Raw genomic sequence first — 19723 nt, forward strand, 5'->3', positions numbered from 1 at the left:
GCCGTGTTTCCGATGCAAAACGACAGATCAAGACAGACGGACAGCAAACCATAGACGCGGGGGCGTGGCTTTTACGCCTTCCGCTTGAACTCGACCACGTTGCCGCCTTTCAGCTTGTCCAGATGGTCGGCCCATGCCTGCATGACGTCCCGGCGCTGCTCCTTGAACTTCACCCGCGCGTAGGCTGCTTCAATCTCGTCCTTCGGCGCATGGGCAAGCTGTGCCTCCAACACGTCCACGTCGATGCCCAGCCGCTCACGGCCTAGCGTGCGCAGTGATGCCCGGAAGCCGTGAGTGGTGTGTACACCCTGAAAGCCCATATCCCTGAGCGCCTTGCTCAGCGCATCGCGGGACAGGTGCGGCGTCTTCTGCCGGGCCTGTGGTGGGAAGACGTGTTCCTCACCCGCACTCCTCGCGTGCATCTCCCGCAACACCTCCAGCGCCTGCTCCGGCAGCGACGTGCTGTAATCCTGCCCGGTCTTCATTCGGTTGCTGCCGTCCGGCTCCTTGCCCGGAATCTTCCACTCCCCTGCCTCCAGGTCAATCTCTGACCATCGCGCGCTTGCAACCACGCCAGACCGCATGACGGTCAGAGCTGCCAAGGTCAGCGCCGCACGAACCACGCGGTTCCCGTGGGCATCAATGGCGCGCATGACTTCGCCCAGCTTGCCCTCGTCGTCGGTGACGGCCGGCATGTGTCCGCTGCGGAAGGTGGGCAGGCTCCGGGCAAGCCTGAGCGCGCTTTCATCCGGCCGCAGTCCCTCGTTGATCGCATGATCCACGATGCTGCCGACGTACTGCCGGGCCTTCCGGGAAAGCTGTGGTGTCTTGGCTGCCATCTCGATCAGCATGGGCCGCACGTCTTTGGTTTCCAGCGTGCGCATGTCGGCATCGCCCAGCTTCGGCACAAGGTAGGAGTCCACGACAAGCCGCGCCTTCCGGTACGTTTCGGCTGCCCAGCTTGGCCGCTTCTCTGCCAGCCAGCGGCCCGACACGGCGCTAAAGGTGGCCTGCAATGCCCGCGTGTCGGCCAGCTGCTCCGCATTGGCGGCCATCGCTGCGGCCTGCTGAATCTTCCGCACGCCTTCGGTTGCTCTTCCCTGCCTTGCGTCTCGCTGTGCTTCCACGGCTCGCACACGCGCCTGCGCGAGACTCATTGCCGGGTAGTGGCCGATGATGGCCGGAGCTGGCCGCGATCCATCGGGGAGCCGGCAGCGGACTGTCCACGCCTTGAGCCCTGCTGTACTCACTGCGAGAGACAACCCATTGCCATCGGAGAGTGCATACGGCTTGGCTTTGGCGCGGGCTCTGCTGATTTGTGTCTCTGTAAGCGGGACAGCGAGGCGGGGCATAACGTGAGACCATGTTGGGTAGGAATAACCGCCAACATACCCAAAAACCTACCCAAAAGTCCAAGCTTTCCCGAGACGACGCAAGACCGTTAGAAACAAAAAACCCCGCTTCTCTGCGGGGTTTCGTGTGATCCAGAGACTTCGTGAGACTCCCTGAAACTGTCAAATGGTGCCCAAGAGGGGACTCGAACCCCTACGACTTGCGTCGCTACCACCTCAAGGTAGTGCGTCTACCAGTTCCGCCACCTGGGCAGGTGTATTGCTCAGTGCTTGGCCGGCGGCTTGGTGGCTGCCGGCACCTCGCCCTGACTCTGGGTCGGGGCGGGGGTTGCCGCCGGCGCTGCGGCCGGGACGGCGTTGTTGTTTGCGGCAGGAGCCGCCGACGGTACTTCCGAGCCGGCGGCCGGCGTTGCCTTGCCCGCAGCCGGTTTGTCGGCGAGCGCGGCCATCACGCCCAGATCTTCCGTATTGGTGTGCGGCGCCCCGTTGCCATGCAGGTAGATGCCCATGCCAAGGCTGAGCAGGAAGAACAAACCCGCAAGCACGCCAGTGGCACGAGTCAGGAACGTGGACGAACCACGCGCACCGAACACCGTGGCCGACGCGCCGCCACCGAAGCCCGAGCCGGCATCGGCGCCAGCGCCGTTCTGCAGCAGGATCAGCACGATCATCGCCGCAGCGATCAGAATGTAAAACACGCTGAAAATGACGAACATAAGGTTTCTATTGAGCCTGTAGCGCCTGATGCGCCGCGGCGCAGATTCCAAGGAAGTCGGATGCGGTCAGAGAGGCACCGCCGATCAGCCCTCCGTCCACGTCCGCCTGCGCGAACAATTCCGCGGCATTGGCCGCCTTGACGCTGCCGCCGTAAAGCAGTCGGGTCAGACGGGCAATCATAACATCTTCTTTTTCCAGTTGGCTACGAATGAAGGCATGCACTTGCTGTGCCTGCTCCGGGCTGGCGGTGTGGCCGGTGCCGATCGCCCAGACCGGCTCGTAGGCGATGACCGCGGTGTCGAAACTGGCCACGCCATTGAGCGCCAGCACGGCCCGCAGCTGCCGTGCGATGACCGCCTCGGTTTCACCGGCTTCACGCTGCTCCAGGGTCTCGCCCACGCACAGGATCGGCGTCAGGCCGCCGGCATGGGCCGCGGCAAACTTGCGCGCGACCAGTTCGTCGTCTTCGCCGTGATACTGGCGGCGCTCGGAATGCCCGACCAGCACCCAGCGCGCGCCAATGTCCGCCAGCATGGCGGCAGAGACTTCGCCGGTATATGCGCCCTGCCCCTCATGCTCGCTGACGTCCTGCGCGCCCACGCCCAGACCGGAGTCGGTGTGCTGCCAGGCCAGTTCGGCCACGTACGGAAACGGCGGGAATACGGCCACATCGATATCGTCCGGCATGCCGGTGGCGATGTCGTTCACCAGGGCCTTGGCCATCGAACGGCTGCCGTGCATTTTCCAGTTGCCGGCGACGAATTTCTTGCGCATGTGCTGCTTCCGTTGCGGTCAAACCGCAAGCTTACCGACGGCCCCGGATATGGGCAAACCCGCACTGCCTACTGGCGCCGATCGGCCGGCCCGGTCAAGAATGACGATTCGCCACATGGAACGCCGCATGCCGCCTCCCCGCCCGCTCAGCCTGATCACCGGTGCCTCGTCCGGCATCGGTGCCGCGTTTGCCCGGCAACTCGCCGCGCTCGGCCACGACCTGGTGCTGACCGCGCGCCGCGCCGATCGGCTGGAAGCTCTCGCCACTGAACTTCGCGGACAACATGCCATCCAGGTTACCGTGCTGCCGCACGACCTCGCTGACCCAGCCACGCCACGGGCACTGTGCGATGCACTGGAACAGCGTGACCTGCAGGTCGACTGGTTGATCAACAATGCCGGGTACGGCGTGCCCGGCACCTTCGTCGCCAACGACTGGGCCACCCACGCGGACTTCCTGCAGGTACTGCTGACCGCGCCCACCGAACTGGCCTGGCGCTTGCTGCCCGGCATGCGCCAGCGTGGCCATGGCCGCATCATCAACGTCGCCTCGCTCGCCGGGCACGTCCCGGGCCCGGCCGGACATACCCTGTACGCCGCCAGCAAGGCCTATCTGATCAAGTTCTCGCAGTCGCTGGCGCTGGAAAACCGTGCGGCCGGGGTGAATGTCTGCGCGCTCTGCCCCGGCTTCACCTGGTCGGAATTCCACGACATCACCCGCACCCGCGACAAGATGGACAAACTGCCCGGCTTCATGTGGCTGAGTGCGGAAGAGGTGGTGCATCAGGGCATCGCGGCGGTCGAACGCGGCGACGCCGTGTACATCCCGGGCCAGGTCAACCGCACCATCAAGGCCGTCATCCAGTTGCTGCCGGACCGGCTGGCCATGTGGCTTTCCGCACGGGAGTCGAAACGCTACCGGAATACCCAGATCTAGCTTCGTGGATTTGCGTCGTCGGCTACCGTTTTCCCGCACACACCATCGGCCTTCATCGAATGTCCCTGTTCCCTGTCCAGATGCGCCCGTTGCCTTATCGCAAGCCCGTCGAAGGCCGCGATTACTGGGTGGTCGACGACGTGCTGCCGAATGCCGACGAGGTGCGCGCGCGCTGCCTGGCCAAGACCGACTGGGAAATGGGTTATCCGTACACCGGCGAGGTATGGCCGGGCATGCGCGCCATGCCCGCCTTGCTCGACGAAGAGCTGGCCGCACTGGATGCCCAAGTGTGCCGGCTGACCGGCGCGAAGAAAGTCTGGGTCGAGCAGACCGGGACCGGCATCCGGCTCAACCACAATTGCGTGCAGGTGGTCGGCTCGGTCGAAGGCGCGGTCAAGCCGCATACCGATTCATCGAATCTGTGTCGCTACGCCGCCGTGCTGTATCTCAACCCCGACGTGCCGGAGCAATGCGGCACCAGTTTCTTCCGCCAGCGCATGCCCGGCGGCCAGCTCGGCGGCAATATCGTGCTGCCGCCGCACCGCAACCTGGCCGAGGCACTGGGTAATCGCTTCGTGCAGCCGAATTCGTTTGTCGAGGATGTGCGCGTGGCGCATCGCTACAACCGGCTGCTGGTCTACAAGGCCAACCTGATCCATAGCGCCAGTGCGTATTGGGGGCTGGAAACAGCGGCCAAACGCATGGCCGCCGTATTCTTCTGGATGGCCTGAAACCTCAGATCAGCTTGATCTCGCGCAACCGCTGCAGCAGGTACTCGTGCGAGGTGATCGAGGTGTCGTAGCGACGCGGGTTGTCCGGCGTGATGCACGAATCCAGCGGGTCCAGTACCACGTCCGGATTCGGGTGCAGGAAGAACGGTACCGAATAACGCGGCTTGCGCGCGTTTTCGTTCTTCGGGTTGACCACCCGGTGCGTGGTGGACGGATACACGTGGTTGCTCAGCCGCTGCAACATGTCGCCGATGTTCACCACGATCGCGTCACCCTCGGTGGTGATCGGCAGCCACTCGCCCTCGCGGGTGAGCACTTCCAGCCCTTCGGCGCTGGCGCCGACCAGCAAGGTGATGAAGTTGATGTCCTCGTGCGCGCCGGCACGCACGTTGGGGATGTTGTCCTGGGTGATCGGCGGATAGTGGATCGGGCGCAGGATCGAGTTGCCGACGTCGGTCTTGTCCTCGAAAAAGTTTTCCGGCTCGTCGATATGCAAGGCCAGTGCACGCAACACGCGCGTACCTAGCTGGTCCAGCGCCTCGTACAGGCCGTAGCCGTACTGCCTGAAATCCGGCACTTCGCTGGGCCAGATGTTCGGCGGCATCACATCGGCGAACTTCGAATCGCGCGGGATCTCGCGGCCGATGTGCCAGAACTCCTTGAGGTCGGCGTACTGGCTGTCCTTGGCGGTCTCCACCTTGAACGGCGTGTAGCCGCGCGCACCGCCGGCACCGGCGATGTGGTACTTCATCTTGGTTTCGGTGGGCAGCGCGAAGAAGCGCTGGAACACGTCGTACGAGCCGTCGATCAGCTCACGCGCAATGCCGTGGCCACTGATGCAGCAGAAACCGAATTCCCGGTAAGCCGCGCCGATCTCGGCGACGAAGGCGTCACGATCGGTGTCGTAACGGCGGATGTCGAGGGTTGGAACATTCTTCATGGCTGTAGTCACCAGGTTGGGCGTGCGGTCGATTCATCCGCCACCGCAAGGGCGGGGCACGTCGGGCCAATCCATGGCGACCCAATACCACTACAGGTTCACGAGCGTTCGGCTGCGGATTTTACAGTCCCCGCGAGCTTCTCTGCCAACCGTTGCACTTCCGCCGCATCGGCCCCCTCGATGGTGACGCGCACCAGCGGTTCGGTACCGGAAGCGCGCAGCACCACCCGGCCGCGGCCGTGCAGGATCTGCTCCGCCTCGGCCAAAGCCTGTTTTACCTCGCTGCTCGCCAGTGCCTCGCGTGCGCCGGCGGCACGCACGTTGAGCATCACCTGCGGCATTTTCTGCAGACCCTGCCGTGCTGCGGCCAGGTCCACGCCGGAACGCGCCAGCGCCTCCAGTACGGCCAGCGCGACGACGATGCCGTCGCCGGTGGTGGCACGATCCAGACACAGGACGTGGCCGGAAGTTTCGCCGCCGAGCACGCCGCCATGCTCCTTCAGCTGCTGCAGTACGTAGCGGTCGCCCACGTTGGCGCGGATCAGCGGCACGTCGAGTTCGGCCAGCGCGAGCTGCAGGCCATAGTTGCTCATCAGGGTGCCGACCACCGGCCCCTTCAGGATTCCCTGCGCATGCCAGCTGCGCGCCAGCACATAGAGGATGTCGTCGCCGTCGGCCAGTACGGCATGCCGATCGACCAGCTGCACGCGATCGCCATCGCCATCGAACGCGATGCCGAGGTCGGCGCCGTGCGCCAGCACCGCCTGTTGCAGGGTTTGCGGATGGGTCGAGCCGACTTCGCGGTTGATGTTGAAGCCATCCGGCTTGTCGCCGATGGCGATCACCTCGGCGCCCAGCTCGGCAAATATTTTCGGTGCCACCTGGTAGGTCGCGCCGTGCGCGCAATCCAGCACCAGCTTGAGCCCGCGCAGACTGAAATCCTCGGCCACGGTGCCCTTGCAGTATTCCGCGTAACGGGCCACCGCATCGTCGATCCGGCGGGCCCTGCCGAGCCGCTCGGACGGCACCGTGACGAACTCGGCGTCGATCTCCTGCTCGATCGCCAGTTCGACCGCGTCGGACAGCTTCTCGCCATTGGCGGAGAAGAACTTGATGCCGTTGTCGTGATGCGGGTTGTGCGAAGCGCTGATCACGATGCCGGTCTGCGCGCGCATCGAGCGGGTCAGGTATGCCACCGCCGGCGTCGGCATCGGGCCGAGCAGGCCCACGTCGGCGCCGGCGGCGACCAGGCCAGCCTCCAGCGCAGCCTCGAACATGTAGCCCGAAATACGGGTGTCCTTGCCGATCAGCACATTGGGCCGCTCCTTGCCGTCGCGTGCCAGCACGCTGCCGACGGCGCGACCCAGCCGCAACATGAAGTCCGCGCTGATCGGCCATTGCCCGACCAGGCCGCGAATGCCGTCCGTACCGAAATATTTGCGCTGGCTCATCGTGTCCGTCATTCCGAAAGGTTTTCCCCGTTTCCGCCGCGCCACCTCGCCCAGCCGATCAATCGTCGTCTGGCCAGCGCGGGGCGGCGGGTTTGTTTTCGCGCCGCGGTACGGCGTCGACCGCATGCACCGCCTGCCATACCGCCAGCGCATCCACGGTGGCGGCCACGTCATGCACGCGCACCATGCGGGCGCCACGCTGAACTGCGATCAACGCGGCCGCGGCCGAGCCGGCCGCACGTTCGGCGGGTTCGCTGCGGCCGGTCAGCGTGCCGATCATCGACTTGCGCGACAGTCCGGCATACACGCCGCTGCCGAGGTTGGCGAAACGCTCCAGCGCACACAGCAGCGCCAGGTTGTGTTCCAGCGTCTTGCCGAAACCAAAGCCGACGTCGACCAGCACCTTGCGCCGGTCGATCCCGGCCAGTTCGCAGGCGAACAGCCGGTCGGTGAGGAACCGATGCACCTCGCCGACCACGTCGTCGTAGTGCGGCTCGGCCTGCATGCTGCGCGGTTCGCCCTGCATGTGCATCAGGCACACCGGCACGCCCAGTTCAGCCGCGGCCTCCGTCGCACCGTCGCGACGCAGCGCATACACGTCATTGATCATGCCGGCGCCGGCGGCCACCGCCGCACGCATCACTTCCGGCTTGGAGGTGTCGATCGCGATCGGCAGCGTGGTGCGCGCGATCAGTTGTTCGATCACTGGCAGCACCCGGCGCAACTCTTCCTCGACCGATACGTCGGCCGCGCCGGGGCGGGTTGACTCGCCGCCGACATCGATCATGTCGGCGCCCTCTTCCGCTAGGCGCAGCCCGTGTGCCACGGCCGCTTCCACGCTGTCGTGCGTGCCGCCGTCGGAAAACGAGTCGGGGGTGACGTTGAGGATGCCGACCACCCGCGCGCGATCGAGCCGCAACGGACGCCCGGCGCAATCCAGCACCGGCGCAAACAGATCGATCGACATGCTCATGACCTCGTCAATTTCGGAAACGGCGCAGCGCTCAGGCTTCGATACTGCCGCCCAGTTCGCCCATGTAGCGGCGATAATGACGCAGCTCGGCGATGGAGTCGCGGATATCCGACAGTGCGGTATGCGCCGATTCCTTGCCGACGCTCTTGGCGATCTCCGGCGCCCAGCGTCGGGCCAGTTCCTTGATCGTGGAGACGTCCAGGTTGCGGTAGTGGAAATAGCGTTCCAGTCGCGGCATCTGCCGGTGCAGAAAGCGGCGGTCCTGGCAGATCGAGTTGCCGCACATCGGCGACTTGCCCGGCGGCACCCACGCGCGCAGGAAATCGACTGTGGCCTGCTCGGCCATCGCGTGATCGGTTTCCGAGATCAGTACCTGTCGCCACAGGCCCGACTTGTGGTGCTGGTTGGTATTCCAGCTGTCCATCGACTCCAGCCGGTCGATTTCATGACGCATGGCGAATACCGGCCCTTCGGCCAGCACGTTCAGGTCCTTGTCGGTAACCACCGTGGCGATCTCCAGAATCGAGTCGTTGTCGGTGTCGAGGCCGGTCATCTCCAGATCGATCCAGATCAGGTTGTCTTCGTGTACTTGGCTCATGGGCTCTCCTTGTGGGGCGGAGTTTATCAGCCTCATGCCGGCCCGGCTTTCGGCCATGCGATCATGGCCGGATGCAGACCTTCTTCTGGCACGACTACGAGACCTCCGGCGCCGACCCGCGGCGCGACCGGCCGCTGCAGTTCGCCGGCATCCGCACCAACATGGAGCTGGAGGTCATCGGCGAACCGGTGATGTTCTACGGCAAGCCGTCGCTGGAGATGCCACCCCACCCCGATGCCTGCCTGATCACCGGCATCGCCCCGCAACAGGCCGAACGTGAAGGCGTCAGCGAGGCCGAATTCGCTGCCCGCGTGCACGAACAGCTGGCCGCGCCGGGTACCTGCGGCGTGGGCTACAACTCGCTGCGCTTCGACGACGAGTTCACCCGGCAGATGCTGTACCGCAACTTCTACGAGCCATACGGTCGCGAGTGGGAGAACGGCAACTCGCGCTGGGACCTGATCGACCTGGTACGCCTGTGCCAGGCGCTGCGGCCCGAAGGCATCGTCTGGCCGACCCGCGAGGACGGCTCGCCCAGCTTCAAGCTGGAACACCTGGCCAGCGCGAACCGGCTCACCCAGGAGCGCGCCCACGATGCCTTGTCGGATGTCCATGCGCTGATCGAGCTGGCCCGGCTGATCCGCGTGCGCCAGCCGCGGCTGTGGGACTGGTACTACGGCCTGCGCCGCAAGCAGAAGGTGTTCGAACTGCTCGACGTGGTGAACATGACGCCGCTGGTGCACGTCTCTTCGCGCTACCCGGCCAGCCGCCACTGCCTGACCGTGATTGCACCGCTGGCGCCGCATCCCAGCCGCCCCGGCGAGGTGATCGTGTACGACCTCGCCACCGACCCGGCCGCATGGCTGGCGCTGGACGAGGACGAGATCGCCGACCGCATCTTCACCGCGCGCGCCGACCTGCCGGAGGACGTCGAACGCATTCCGCTGCGCACCGTGCGCGCGAACCACGCGCCGGCGCTGGCGCCACTGTCGGTGCTGCAAGGCGTGGACCTGGAGCGCCTGCAGCTGGACCTGGCCCGCTGCCAGGGCCATCGCGACGTGCTGCATGCCGTCGACGGACTCGCCGAGAAACTGCGCCGCGTGTTCCAGCGCGCCGCCGAACTGCCGCCACCGGAAGACCCCGAACTGGCCTTGTACGGCGGCGGCTTCCTGCCCGACGCGGACAAGCGCCTGCTGGCCCAGGTGCGCGCCACGCCGCCGCAGGAGCTGGGCACGCGCGCGTTCCCGTTCCGCGATCCGCGCTATCCGGAACTGCTGTTCCGCTACCGCGCGCGCAACTGGCCCGAGACGCTGGATGCCGGGGAACACGCGCGCTGGGAAAGCTTCCGCCAGGCTCGCCTCACCCGGCACACGCCGCTGACCGGGCTCACCCTCGACGACTATTTCGCCCGCCTCGATGAGCTGCGCCACGATCCGCACGCGCAGGACAAACTGGCCCTGCTCGACCAGTTGCAGGCCTGGGGCGAACAACTCGCCGTCAGCGTCGAACCCCTCTGATCCAACCCACCCGATCCGCCCTCAAGACCCGCCATGCCCCAGAGCTATTTCACCCCCGCAACCTTCCGCTTCCTGCGCGCGGTCGAGCGCAACAACAACCGCGAATGGTTCCACGCGCACAAGGACGACTACGAGCGCCACGTGCGCGAGCCGTTCCTGCAGCTGATCACCGACCTGCAGGCCCCGCTGGCGAAGATCAGCGCGCATTACCGCGCCGACCCGCGCAAGAACGGCGGCTCGCTGTACCGCATCTACCGCGACACGCGCTACTCCAACAACAAGCTGCCGTACAAGTCGTGGCAGGGCTCGCGCTTCTTCCACCAGCGCCGGCACGAGATCCAGGCGCCCGGGTTCTACCTGCACATCGAACCCGGCGAATGCTTCGCCGGCGGCGGCATGTGGCACCCGGAACCGGATGCGTTGAAGCACATCCGCGAATTCCTGGTCGACAACCCGGCCGCATGGAAGCGCGCCACCCAGGGCAAGGCATTTCGCGAGCACCTGCAGCTGGGTGGCGAATCGCTGGTGCGCCCACCGCGCGGCTACGATCCCGCGCACGAGCTGATCGAGGACCTCAAGCGCAAGGACTTCGTCGCCACCACCGTGTTCAGCGAAGCGCTGGCCTGTTCCGACGAGCTGCTGCCGTGGACGGTGGCCACGTTCAAGCAGGTCGCGCCGCTGGTCGACTACCTGTGCGCGGCGCAGGAACTGGAGTTCTAGGCAGGAACCGCCGCGCGCCGCACGGTCAGCAGCCAGGCCGCCACGGCGATCCCGATCATGGCGGTGAACGCCACGTAGTGCGCCGGTGCGAGCACACCGAACTGCTTCATCAGCAGGCCGATCAGTGGCGGCGTCAAGCCGCCGAACAGCGCATAGGCGACGTTGTACGAGAACGACAGGCCGGAGAAACGCACCGCCGGCGGAAACGCCACCACCATCAGCGCCGGCACCACGCCGACCACGCCCACGGCGAAACCCGCCAGTGCGTACAGCGCGACGAAATGCGCGGCACCGGCCTGCAGGTCGAGGTACAACGCGTAGCCGCACACCAGCAAACCGATCGCGCCGAACAGCAGCGCCCGCGCGTAACCGGTGCGGTCGGCCAGCCAGCCGTAGAAAAGGCAACCCAGCGCCAACGCGAACGAGGCCACGCTATTGCCGAAGAACGCGCGCGCCGGCGTGACATGGAACGCCGACTGCACCAGCGTCGGCGTCATCAGGATCAGTACCACGATCGCGGCGGTGAGCATCCAGGTCACCAGCATCGACAGCAGCACGCTGGGCAGATGCCGTTCGAACACCAGTCGCAGCGGCAGCCCCGAAGCCAGCTCCTTGCGCGCATGCATCGCTTCGAACACCGGCGTCTCGCTGAGCCACCGGCGCAACCACACCGCGAAGAAACCGAACACGCCGCCGGCCAGGAACGGCAGCCGCCAACCGTGGTCGAGCACCTCGGCCGGGGTCATCCGGCTGTTGATGGCCGCGGCCACCAGCGAACCGATCAGGATGCCCACGGTGAGTCCCGAGGTAAGACTGGCGCAGGCAAAACCGATCCGCTTCGGCGGCACGTGCTCGGCCACGAACACCCACGCGCCCGGTACTTCACCGCCCACCGCAATGCCCTGCACCACCCGCAGCACCAGCAACAGCAGCGGCGCCAGCATGCCGATCTGCGCGTACACCGGCAGCAGGCCGATGGCGAGCGTCGGCACCGCCATCAGGAACACGCTGAGCGTGAACATCTTCTTGCGCCCCAGCTTGTCGCCGTAGTGCGCCATCACGATGCCGCCCAGCGGCCGCGCCAGGTAGCCGGCCGCGAAGATGCCGAATACCTGCAACTGGGCCAGCCACGGTGCGGTGTCGGGCGGAAAGAACAGATGGCTCAATGGGATCGCGAAGAACACGAACACCACAAAGTCGTAGAACTCCAGCGCACCGCCCAGCGCAGACAGCAGCAGGGTCTTCACGTCGCGTGGACGCAGGCGCTCGTGGTCGGCTACGGACGGCGCATTCATCAACGGACGGTCCCGGCGGCGGAAGGCGCGCCACCTTACCGCAGATTGCCCCGCGTTCGCCGGCACGACGGCATCCGGCATGGCGGACAACACCCGGGTGTGCTTGACTTGGCGCGCCATGCGCTGCCGCAGCATGCGCATGGGCACGCCAGGTATCTCCTTCCCTTCGCAGCAGGAGTTCCCACGATGAACATGAGCAAGCGTCTCGGTGCCGAATTCTTCGGCACGTTCTGGCTGGTGTTTGGTGGTTGCGGCAGTGCGATCTTCGCGGCGGCGTTCCCGGAGCTGGGCATCGGTTTCGCCGGCGTGGCGCTGGCCTTCGGCCTCACCGTGCTGACCATGGTCTATGCGGTAGGGCACATTTCCGGCGGGCACTTCAACCCTGCGGTCACCGTGGGCCTGTGCGCCGGCGGCCGTTTCCCGGCAAAGGACGTAGTGCCGTACGTGGTCATCCAGGTGCTTGGCGCGATCGCCGCCGGTGCCGTGCTGTACATCATCGCCAGCGGCAAGGCCGGTTTCGACGTGACCGCCGGCAGCTTCGCCTCCAACGGCTACGGCGAACACTCGCCCGACCACTACTCGCTGCACGCGGCGACCGTGGCCGAGCTGGTACTCACCGCGTTCTTCCTGATCGTGATCCACGGTGCCACCGACAAGCGCGCACCGGCCGGTTTCGCCGGCATCGCGATCGGCCTGTCGCTGACCCTGATCCACCTGGTCGGCATCCCGATCACCAACACCTCGGTCAATCCGGCCCGCTCGACCGGCGTGGCGCTGTTCCACGGTGGCTGGGCGATCGACCAGTTGTGGGTGTTCTGGCTGGTGCCGCTGATCGGCGGCATCGTCGGCGGCCTGATCTACCGCTACCTGCTGGAAAGCCGCGACTGATCCGCGTCGGACCCCGCAGGTGGCGGGGCCCGTTTTCAGGCTTCGGAAAACGGGAAGGCCAGCACGTCGGCGATCGCGTCGGTGTCGGCCAGGCACATCAGCAGGCGCTCCACGCCCAGTGCCACGCCGGCGCAGTCGGGCAGCGCGTCGAGCACGCCGAGCAGGCGTTCGTCGAGCGGGATCTCGCGCTGACCGCGCGCACGCCGCACCGCGTTGTCGCGCTCGAAGCGCGTGCGCTGTTCAGCCGCATCGTTCAACTCGTGATAGCCGTTGGCCAGTTCGTGGCGGCCCAGGTACAGCTCGAAGCGCTCGGCCAGCGGCGGTTCGCCGGGACGGATCTTCGCCAGTGCGCACTGGCTGGCCGGGTAGTCGTGGATCAGCGTGATGCGATCGCGCGGAAACGCCGGTTGCAGCTTGTGCGTGATCAAAAGGTCGAGCCAGTCATCGTGGCTCAACCCTTCCGGACCGATACCGAACTCCACCAGTGGTGCACGCAGCTCGTCGATCGAGGCATGTATCGGGTCGATGCCCAGCCCATCGAGAAACAGTTGCCGGTAACTCGTCACCAGCACCTCGGCGCGCCGTTCCACCATCGCCAGCGCGGCCTCGACCAGCGCGATGGTTTCCTGCATCAGCCGGCGATGGTCCCAGCCGACCCGGTACCACTCCAGCATGGTGAACTCGGGGTTGTGCCGCCCGCCCGCCTCGCCGTTGCGGAACACCCGGCCCAGCTCGTAGCAGTCGCCGATGCCGGCCGCGAGTAGCCGCTTCAGCGGATACTCCGGCGAGGTGCGCAGCCAGCGTTCGCGTGCGCCGGCGTCGACGTGACCACTGAACGTGGTGCTGAAGCTCTCGATGTTCGGCTCGGTGTTGCCGGCCGCCGACAGGATCGGCGTCTCCACTTCCAGCACATGGCGCTCGGCGAAAAAGGCGCGGATCAGCGCGTACAGCCGCGCGCGTAATTGCAGGGCGGCGAGTGGTTCGACGCCCATCAGCCGGCCTCGTGCTCGCCGAGCAGGGCCAGCAACTGCGCCTCGTCCCACACCGGCACGCCCAGCTCCTGCGCCTTGTCCAGCTTGGAGCCAGCGGCTTCGCCGGCGATCACCGCGCTGGTCTTCTTCGACACCGAACCGGAGACCTTGGCGCCCAGCGCTTCGAGTCGATCCTTCGCCTCGTCGCGGCTGAGCGAGGCCAGCGTGCCGGTGAGCACGAAAGTCTGCCCTTCCAGCGGCGCCGTGGCCGCCTTGGCCGTGCGCGGAATTGCTTCAAGCAGGCGCTGCATCGCGGCCTCGGCCTCGCGCAGCTCGGCCAAGGCGGCGGGATCGGCGAGATGGCTTTGCAGACTGGTCGCCGCTGCCTGCGGCACACCGGCGGTGATCCAGTGTGCCGAGCCGCCGGCCAGCAGCAGGTCGAGCGTGGGAAAATGTTGCGCCAGCAGTTTGCAGTTCTTCGGACCGAGCTTGTTGATATGAGCCATGGCCAGCAACACGCCAAGGTTCAGGCGTTCGCGCAGCAGCGGTGATGGCGCGCCCTCGTCGCTGAACATGATGCCGGCTTCGAGCAGCGCGTCGACCACCTGCTCGTTGCCCGCCTGCGCGAAGAAGCCGGCGATCGAAGTGGCCACTTCGCTGCCGATATCCGGCAGCACGCGCAACACCGGCGCCGGCGTGCTGCGCACGAAGTCGAGCCGGCCCAGCCACGCCGCCAGCGTCTTGGCCGTGCTTTCGCCGATGTGCATGATGCCCAGCGCGTACAGGAAGCGCGCCAGCGTGGTGTGCTTGCTGGCCTCGATCCCGGCCACCAGGTTTTCCGCCCACTTGGTCGCGACCTTGCCGGCCTTCACCGTCTCCGGCGTGGTGCCGTCGCGCTCGTCGATGGCCTGCTTCATCGCCACGAAGCGTTCCACCGTCAGCGCATACAGGTCGGCCGGCGAGTGCACGATGTCGAGTTCCACCAGTGCCTCGGCAAAGCGCTCGCCCAAACCTTCGATGTCCATCGCGCGGCGCGAAGCGAAGTGGATCAGCGCCTCCTTGCGTTGCGCCGCGCAGACCAGCCCGCCGGAGCAACGCCAGGCCGCGGCGCCCTCCTCGCGCAGCAACGCGGAGCCGCACACCGGACAGTGCGTGGGCATCGTCCACGGCACCGTGCCGGCCGGGCGCAAATCTTCGACCACGCGCACCACTTCGGGAATCACGTCGCCGGCGCGGCGCACGATCACCGTGTCGCCCACGCGCACGTCCAGCCGCGCGACCTGGTCGGCGTTGTGCAGCGTGGCATAGGTCACCGTCACTCCGGCCACCTGCACCGGTTCCATCCGCGCGCGTGGCGTGGCGGCGCCGGTGCGGCCGATCTGCACCTCGATGTCGAGCAACTGCGTGGTCTGTTCCTGCGCCGGAAACTTGTGCGCGATCGCCCACCGCGGCGCGCGCGAGACGAAACCCATCTCGCGCTGGCCGGCGTAGTCGTCCAGCTTGTACACGACGCCGTCGATGTCGTACGGCAGGCTGTCGCGCCTGGCGCCGATGCGGTGGAAGTAGGCGATCAGTCCGTCGAAGCCGCGTGCGATACCCACTTCGGGCGAGACCGGAAAGCCCCACTCGCGCAACTGCTGCAGCGTGGCCGAATGCGTCGGCGGCAGCTCGCCGCCCTCGACCACGCCGATCGCGTAGGCGAAGAAACTCAGACGCCGCTTCGCGGTGATCGCCGGGTCGAGCTGGCGCAGCGAACCGGCCGCGCCGTTGCGCGGGTTCGCCAGCGGCTTCTCGCCGTGCTTGCGGGCGTAGTCGTTGAACGCCTCGAAATCCTTGTGCAGCATGATCACTTCGCCGCGCACTTCGAGCACGTCAGGCCAGCCCTTGCCGCGCAGCTTCAAAGGTATGGCGCGTACCGTGCGCAGGTTAGCGGTCACGTCCTCGCCGGTCTCGCCGTCGCCGCGGGTGGCGCCCTGCACGAAGACGCCGTGTTCGTAGCGCAGGCTGATCGCCAGGCCGTCGAGTTTCGGTTCCACCGAAAATACCGGCTCACGCCGTTCCAGCGTTTGCTCGATGCGGCGCTCGAACTCGGCCACTTCGCGGAAGCGTTCGCGCTCGGTGTCGCCATCCTGCTCGAACGCATTGCCCAGCGACAGCATCGGGATCGCGTGGCGCACTTCGGCAAAGCCGCCGCGCGCGCGCGCGCCGACCTTGCGCGTGGGCGAATCGCGCGAGGCCAGCATGGGATGCTCGGCCTCCAGCGCCTCGAGTTCGCGCATCAGCCGGTCGTACTCGGCGTCGGTGATGTCCGGGTCGTCAAGCACGTGGTAGCGGTAGTTGGCCTGCTCGATCTGCGCCCGCAGCGCGGCGGCGCGGGCGACAGTCTCGGCCGGGGCCGGGCGTTCGGTCATGCGGGTCTCCTTCGGATCTCCCCGCAGTTTAACGACACCGGCGCGCGATGGGACTCAGCGGTGGAAGTGTCCCGCCGCCTCCGGCTGGTAGGCGATCTCCAGCACCTTCAGGCGACGCTTGCGGCCGTCCGGCGTGGGCCAGTCGATCTGCTGGTCGCGCGCCAGCCCGAGCAGCGCGCTGCCCACCGGCGCCAGGATCGACACCGTGCCGGGCGCACCGGCGGCCACCGGGTACACCAGGGTCAAGGTCAGCTTTTCGCCGTTGCTTTCGTCCTCGAAAGTGACGGTGGAGTTCATCGTCACGATATGCTGCGGCATCGCCGCCGGCTCGACCACGTCGGCACGATCCAGCTCCGCGCGCAGCGCATCGAGCTTCTCGGCCTCGGCGGCCGGCAGGCGCTCCAGCAACGCTTCGATGCGTTCCAGGTCGATGCGGGAAACAGTGATCGGTGGCTTGCTCATGACTTTTCCTGATACTCGCGGCTCCTGCCGCACAAAAGCACACGCCGGAACGAAGACGCCCCGGCGCGTGCGGTAGTAAATGGCCGTCATGTCTATCTGGGCATGACTGGCAGGTGAAACAAGGCTCACTGTGCTGATATCGCCGGCGAAAATCAAGCTGTCATAGCAGTTACCATGCCGGAAATGCCTCCCCACACTGCCGCGGACACCCACGCCGTCGCCTCCGACGCCCCCGTGCCAACCACGGTTGCGGCCGATTTGCGCGAAATCTCCACGCGCGAGCGTTTCCGCGGACTGCTGTGGCTGGTGGCCGCCGCGTTTTTCATGCAGGCACTGGATTCCACCGTGGTCAACACCGCGGTGCCGGCGATGGCCGAAGCGCTGCAGGTCACCCCGCTGGGCATGCGCACCGCGCTGACCAGCTACGTGCTGACCCTGGCGATCCTGATCCCGGCCAGCCCGTGGCTGTGCGACCGCTTCGGCACGCGGCGGGTGTTCGGCGCGGCGATCATCGTGTTCGGCCTGGGTTCGCTGCTGTGCGGCCTGGCGCAGACGCTGCCGCAACTGGTCGCCGCGCGCGTGGTGCAGGGCATCGGCGGCGCCGCGCTGATGCCGGTGGGCCGCTACGTGCTGGTGCGCAGCATCGACAAGCGCGAATTCGTGCGGGCGATGAGCACGGTGGCCACGTTCGGCCTGCTCGGTTCGGTACTCGGCCCCCTGCTGGGCGGGGCGATCGTCGAGTTCACCTCGTGGCGGCTGATCTTCCTGATCAACGTGCCGGTGGCGATCGCCGGCGTGTGGATGAACCTGCGCGACATGCCCGACTACCGGCTCGATCGCGCGAATCGCTTCGACCTGTCCGGCTTCCTGCTGTTCGGTGCCGCCTCGGCCCTGCTGCTCACCGCCTCGGAGCTGGCCGGCAACGCGCCGGTACCGTGGCTGCGGATGGGCCTGTGCGCCCTGCTCGCCGTGCTGCTCGGCGTGGTCTACGTGTGGCACAGCCGGCGCACCCCGTATCCGGTGGCGGACCTGCAGCTGCTGCGCGTGCGCAGCGTATGGGTGTCGCTGGCCGGCGGGCTGTTCACCCGGCTCGGTATCTCCGGCATGTTCCTGCTGCTGGTGCTGTTCCTGCAGGTCGGCTGCGGCTGGTCGCCGCTGATGGCCGGCCTGATGATGGTGCCGCAGGCGCTGGGTTCGATCATCGCGAAGTGGGCGGTCAACCGCGCCCTGGTGCACTACGGCTACCGCCGCCTGCTGCTGGGCAACACGCTGATCGTCGCTGCGCTGCTCGCGGCATTCGCCCTGCTCGGCCCGGGCTCGCCGGTGTGGGTGATCGCGTTGCTGACGTTCGCCTACGGCGCCTTCGCCGGCCTGCAATACACCACGATGAACACGCTGATCTACACCGACCTCGACATCAAGCACGCCTCGATGGCCTCGTCGATGGCCTCGACCGTGCAATATCTGGCGATGAGCTTCGGCATTGCACTGTCCACCTTGCTGATGGAAGCGATGCTGCAAGGCCACGCCCATGAAGATTACGTGGTGGCATTCCGCTGGACGATGATCATGCTGGCGGCGATCACCGCGGTGGCCAGCCGCGTGTTCAGCCGCTTGCGGCACGATCGCTCGTTGCCCGGCGCCGCCTGACTCGGGAAGCTGCATGTAGCATGCAGTCTTTACCGACAGTCCGGGCACGCGCCGCATGCACCACGCCAGCGAGATCCTGTTCACCCTGTTCGTCGTGTTCGTTGCCGCCCAGATCGGCGGCGAGATCGCGCAGCGGCTGAAGCTGCCCGGCGTGGTCGGCGAGATCGCCGCCGGCTGTGCGATCGGCCCCTCCCTGCTGGGCTGGATCACCCCCGAACAGATCGCCACCGGCACTCCGCTCGACGTGCTGGCCGAGATCGGCGTGATCCTGCTGCTGTTCGCGGTGGGCCTGGAAACGCGGCTGGAAGATCTGAAGAAGGTCGGCAAGGTGGCGTTCGTGGTCGGTGTGGTCGGCGTGCTGGTGCCGTTCGGCATGGGCAGCGTGTGGGCCCACGGCAACGGTTTCGACTGGGACCGCTCGCTGTTCGTCGCGGCCGCCTTCGTGGCCACCTCGGCCGGCATCACCGCGCGCGTGCTGCAGGAACTGAACGCGCTGCAGCGGATCGAGAGCAAGGTGATCCTGGGCGCCGCGGTGATCGACGACGTCCTCGCCATGCTGCTGCTCGGCGTGGTGGTGTCGCTGCAGGGTGGCGGCAGCATCAACGCCTCGCACCTGCTGGTGGTGCTGGCCGGCGCGGTCGGCTTCATCGCGGTGATCGGCTGGGGCGGCGCGCGCATCATGCGCTGGAACTCCAGCTGGCTGGACCGGCCGCTGGGTCCGCACTCGCCCTTGATGATCGTGCTGGCGCTGTGCCTGGGCCTGGCCTGGCTGTCCACCCAGTTCGGCCTGGCCGCGATCATCGGCGCGTTCCTGGCCGGCATGATCGCCTCGGAAACCCGCCAGCAGCACACCCTGGAGAAACAGACCCAGCCGCTGCTGGCCCTGCTCACGCCGTTCTTCTTCGTGGTCACCGGCAGCAAGGTCGACCTGCACGAACTGGCCAGCGCGGAGGCACTGTGGATGCTCACCGTGGTCACCGCGATCGCGATCGTCTCCAAGTTCATCGGCGGCTGGCTGGGTTCGCTGTCGCTGGGCCGGCGCAGCGCCACCATCATCGGCTTCGGCATGGTGCCCCGCGGCGAGGTGGGCATCGTGGTCGCCACCCTGGGCCTCGCCGCCGGCGTGTTCGACAACCGCATCTACGCCATCATCGTGGCGATGTCGCTGCTCACCGCGATGGTGACGCCGCCGGTGCTGGCGTGGTTGCTGAAGCGCAGCGCCGGCGAGGTCAAGGTTCCCGACGTGCGCGGCTGAATGTCACTTCGACGCGCCGGGGCTGCAGCGCTACGCTGTCCGCACTGGCCCTGCACCGCAACGCTGCCGGGCCCGCCACCG

18 protein-coding genes, 1 tRNA gene and 1 pseudogene are annotated in these 19723 nt (G+C 66.8%); 7 read left to right on the plus strand and 13 right to left on the minus strand.

Annotated features, from left to right (window positions below; genetic code table 11):
* Positions 1 to 71: 71 nt before the first annotated feature.
* The 5 genes and pseudogenes from ABD024_RS08285 to tpiA form a co-directional block, all read right to left on the minus strand.
* A complete protein-coding gene (locus ABD024_RS08285) occupies positions 72 to 1082 on the minus strand; it encodes a tyrosine-type recombinase/integrase (protein WP_343851502.1) in 1011 nt (336 codons plus the stop codon).
* Positions 1083 to 1106: 24 nt separating this feature from the next.
* Positions 1107 to 1352 (minus strand): annotated as a pseudogene (locus ABD024_RS16290) (Arm DNA-binding domain-containing protein); the annotation flags it as partial.
* A gap of 167 nt (positions 1353 to 1519) precedes the next feature.
* Positions 1520 to 1604: transfer RNA gene (locus tag ABD024_RS08290), tRNA-Leu, on the minus strand.
* 11 nt (positions 1605 to 1615) lie between these two features.
* A complete protein-coding gene (gene secG / locus ABD024_RS08295; RefSeq protein WP_343851504.1) occupies positions 1616 to 2068 on the minus strand; it encodes a preprotein translocase subunit SecG in 453 nt (150 codons plus the stop codon).
* A 7-nt stretch (positions 2069 to 2075) separates the two neighbouring features.
* Complete coding sequence (tpiA, locus tag ABD024_RS08300; RefSeq protein ID WP_343851506.1) at positions 2076 to 2843, minus strand: triose-phosphate isomerase; 768 nt, start codon at positions 2841 to 2843, stop codon at positions 2076 to 2078.
* 127 nt (positions 2844 to 2970) lie between these two features.
* Between tpiA and ABD024_RS08305 the strand changes: the two genes are divergently transcribed.
* The gene (locus ABD024_RS08305; RefSeq protein WP_343851508.1) at positions 2971 to 3780 is read left to right on the plus strand and encodes an SDR family NAD(P)-dependent oxidoreductase; all 810 of its coding nucleotides are present in this window, start codon (positions 2971 to 2973) and stop codon (positions 3778 to 3780) included.
* 59 nt (positions 3781 to 3839) lie between these two features.
* Positions 3840 to 4511 (plus strand): DUF6445 family protein, encoded by a 672-nt coding sequence (locus tag ABD024_RS08310; RefSeq protein ID WP_343851510.1) that lies wholly within the window; start codon positions 3840 to 3842, stop codon positions 4509 to 4511.
* Positions 4512 to 4515: 4 nt separating this feature from the next.
* Here ABD024_RS08310 and ABD024_RS08315 read toward each other — a convergent pair whose 3' ends face one another.
* The 4 genes from ABD024_RS08315 to orn all read right to left on the minus strand — a co-directional run bounded on the left by ABD024_RS08315 (position 4516) and on the right by orn (position 8473).
* Positions 4516 to 5451, minus strand: coding sequence for an isopenicillin N synthase family dioxygenase (locus ABD024_RS08315; protein ID WP_343851512.1), 936 nt, complete (start codon positions 5449 to 5451; stop codon positions 4516 to 4518).
* Between the two features lie 98 nt (positions 5452 to 5549).
* On the minus strand, positions 5550 to 6902 hold the full coding sequence (glmM, locus tag ABD024_RS08320) for a phosphoglucosamine mutase (protein ID WP_343851514.1): 1353 nt from the start codon (positions 6900 to 6902) through the stop codon (positions 5550 to 5552).
* 58 nt (positions 6903 to 6960) lie between these two features.
* Positions 6961 to 7875 (minus strand): dihydropteroate synthase, encoded by a 915-nt coding sequence (folP, locus tag ABD024_RS08325; RefSeq protein ID WP_343851516.1) that lies wholly within the window; start codon positions 7873 to 7875, stop codon positions 6961 to 6963.
* Positions 7876 to 7906: 31 nt separating this feature from the next.
* Positions 7907 to 8473, minus strand: a complete 567-nt coding sequence (orn, locus tag ABD024_RS08330) for an oligoribonuclease (protein WP_343851518.1) — start codon at positions 8471 to 8473, stop codon at positions 7907 to 7909.
* A gap of 71 nt (positions 8474 to 8544) precedes the next feature.
* On the opposite strand from orn, the gene sbcB reads away from it, so the two are divergent.
* A complete protein-coding gene (gene sbcB, locus ABD024_RS08335; RefSeq protein ID WP_343851520.1) occupies positions 8545 to 9990 on the plus strand; it encodes an exodeoxyribonuclease I in 1446 nt (481 codons plus the stop codon).
* 33 nt (positions 9991 to 10023) lie between these two features.
* Positions 10024 to 10710, plus strand: a complete 687-nt coding sequence (locus ABD024_RS08340) for a DUF2461 domain-containing protein (RefSeq protein WP_343851523.1) — start codon at positions 10024 to 10026, stop codon at positions 10708 to 10710.
* Here the strand turns inward: ABD024_RS08340 and ABD024_RS08345 are convergent.
* Positions 10707 to 12005: an MFS transporter gene (locus ABD024_RS08345; RefSeq protein ID WP_343851525.1), complete on the minus strand. Its 1299-nt coding sequence runs from the start codon at positions 12003 to 12005 to the stop codon at positions 10707 to 10709. The genes ABD024_RS08340 and ABD024_RS08345 overlap by 4 nt on opposite strands.
* Before the next feature lie 186 nt (positions 12006 to 12191).
* Between ABD024_RS08345 and aqpZ the strand changes: the two genes are divergently transcribed.
* Positions 12192 to 12893: an aquaporin Z gene (gene aqpZ, locus ABD024_RS08350; protein WP_343851527.1), complete on the plus strand. Its 702-nt coding sequence runs from the start codon at positions 12192 to 12194 to the stop codon at positions 12891 to 12893.
* A 35-nt stretch (positions 12894 to 12928) separates the two neighbouring features.
* Here aqpZ and epmA read toward each other — a convergent pair whose 3' ends face one another.
* From epmA to rnk, 3 genes are read right to left on the minus strand one after another with little or no spacing between them, the layout of a single operon-like run.
* Entirely contained in the window at positions 12929 to 13885 is a 957-nt protein-coding gene (gene epmA, locus ABD024_RS08355; protein WP_343851529.1) for an EF-P lysine aminoacylase EpmA, read from the minus strand.
* Positions 13885 to 16275: an NAD-dependent DNA ligase LigA gene (ligA, locus tag ABD024_RS08360; protein WP_343851531.1), complete on the minus strand. Its 2391-nt coding sequence runs from the start codon at positions 16273 to 16275 to the stop codon at positions 13885 to 13887. The genes epmA and ligA overlap by 1 nt, the downstream gene beginning before the upstream one ends.
* A gap of 54 nt (positions 16276 to 16329) precedes the next feature.
* Positions 16330 to 16737 (minus strand): nucleoside diphosphate kinase regulator, encoded by a 408-nt coding sequence (gene rnk / locus ABD024_RS08365; RefSeq protein ID WP_343851533.1) that lies wholly within the window; start codon positions 16735 to 16737, stop codon positions 16330 to 16332.
* A 174-nt stretch (positions 16738 to 16911) separates the two neighbouring features.
* Between rnk and ABD024_RS08370 the strand changes: the two genes are divergently transcribed.
* A complete protein-coding gene (locus tag ABD024_RS08370; RefSeq protein WP_343851535.1) occupies positions 16912 to 18387 on the plus strand; it encodes an MFS transporter in 1476 nt (491 codons plus the stop codon).
* 55 nt (positions 18388 to 18442) lie between these two features.
* The gene (locus ABD024_RS08375) at positions 18443 to 19642 is read left to right on the plus strand and encodes a cation:proton antiporter (protein ID WP_343851537.1); all 1200 of its coding nucleotides are present in this window, start codon (positions 18443 to 18445) and stop codon (positions 19640 to 19642) included.
* The last annotated feature ends 81 nt before the right edge of the window (positions 19643 to 19723 follow it).

This window comes from Rhodanobacter soli, assembly GCF_039523495.1.
GTDB classification, from domain to species: domain Bacteria; phylum Pseudomonadota; class Gammaproteobacteria; order Xanthomonadales; family Rhodanobacteraceae; genus Rhodanobacter; species Rhodanobacter soli.